Genomic DNA, 1674 nt, shown 5'->3' with positions numbered 1-1674 from the left:
ATTCAGATTTATTACGCCAGGATCTTGCTCATCCAGTGGTCGGCAGCGTGGTACCTACTTTTGCAATGGCGTTAATGGTGGTGTCGAATTCGCTGAGTTATGCCTCTGCACTCGCAGGTGATTTATTATGGTCATTTGCAGTATTGCTGCACATCAGCTTTTTGGTCGGGTTTATTTATCATCGCAGTAAACAATTTTCACTGCATCATATGGTGCCTAGTTGGTTTATTCCGCCCATTGGTATTGTGGTGGCCGATGTGTCGTTTTCAGGCAATATTCATCTAGCGTGGGTTGCTCATGCTGCGCTAATCTTTGGCATGTTGAGTTATGCCATAATGTTACCGATGATGATTTATCGTCTTATATTTACAGAACAAATCCCAGATGCAGCCAAACCTACTTTAGCGATTTTAGCGGCGCCAGCAAGTTTATCTTTGGCGGGCTATTTAACGGTAATTGAACAACCATCGCCGGTAATTGTTGGGCTATTATTTGGTATTGGGGTGTTAATGACCTCAATTATCTATTTGTGTTTTTTCAAACTGATGCGTTTACCCTTTAGCCCCGGCTATGCCGCATTTACGTTTCCGATGGTGATTGGGGCAACGGCATTATTTAAAATGTCTGTTTGGATGGAAAGTGTTGGCATGGCAGCGGAATATGTACAGCAAATTAATGCATTAGCTGAATTTGAATTGCTTGTCGCTACCGTGGTTGTCAGTTATGTTTGTCTGCGATATCTGCATTTTTATCAGCCAAGCAAAGTATTGGCGGTGAATCCATAAATGAGCGCATTATCATGACCCCAGCAATTGAGATAGCCAAAAAGCATAAAATAGATTTTGAAGTGCATGAGTACCATCATGATACTAATAGTGAATCTTATGGTTTAGAAGCAGCGCAAAAATTGGGCGTGCCAACGGAACAAGTGTTTAAAACCTTGGTGGTGAGCTTAGATAACCAAGCGCTGGTGGTTGGGGTTGTACCAGTGTCGTCGATGTTGAGTATGAAGTTAATCGCGAAAGCCGCAGGCGCAAAAAAAGCCCACATGGCAGAGGCGTTAGTCGTTGAGCGTTCTAGCGGTTATGTACTAGGTGGTGTGAGCCCATTAGGGCAAAAAAAACCTTTGCCGACGATTATCGATATATCTGCACAGCAGCATCAACGTATCTACATTAGCGCAGGCAAAAGAGGCGTAGATATCTCGCTAAGTCCTGCTGATTTACAACGGTTATTGAAAGCCACCTTTGCTGATATTAGTGCCCAACGCTAACGTCTATTTGCCGTTAACTGGCCGATGAGATTGTTAGCTTAATGACCATTGTCAGTAAACAATACGCCGTAAGCATTTCGCAGCCAACATTTCGCAGCCAACATTTTGCAATAAGCATTTCACAGCAAACAATCTGCTACAAAAAGTTAGCGACAAAGAGTTCGCCGTATACATTTTGCCGCAAACAATTCATCTCAAACATTTAATCGTAAAATATCTGCTCTTGAACGAGTTCGTCTCAAAAGAGTGAGCCTCGAAATCATTAGCCTCAAATCATTAGTCTCAAAAGAATGAGTGTCGAGCTATTCAAGTTCAAACTCTAGGTTTTACTTTCGTTTGATAATACCCATTATGATCAATTTATTTTGGCTTTAAACTCTGCTTGGGTATTAGTATTAGCT

2 protein-coding genes are annotated in these 1674 nt (G+C 41.9%); both read left to right on the top strand.

What is annotated here, in order from left to right:
- The coding region (locus tag CXF78_RS16735) for a TDT family transporter (protein WP_102037409.1) at positions 1 to 785 on the top strand (785 nt) is incomplete at its 5' end.
- Positions 786 to 799: 14 nt separating this feature from the next.
- On the top strand, positions 800 to 1273 hold the full coding sequence (ybaK, locus tag CXF78_RS16730; protein ID WP_102037408.1) for a Cys-tRNA(Pro) deacylase: 474 nt from the start codon (positions 800 to 802) through the stop codon (positions 1271 to 1273).
- The last annotated feature ends 401 nt before the right edge of the window (positions 1274 to 1674 follow it).

The sequence above is a fragment of the Shewanella sp. 11B5 genome (genome assembly GCF_002836795.1).
Lineage (GTDB): Bacteria > Pseudomonadota > Gammaproteobacteria > Enterobacterales > Shewanellaceae > Shewanella > Shewanella frigidimarina.
Note: the sequence above shows the minus strand (reverse complement) of the source record. Positions and strands in the feature narration are given on the sequence as shown.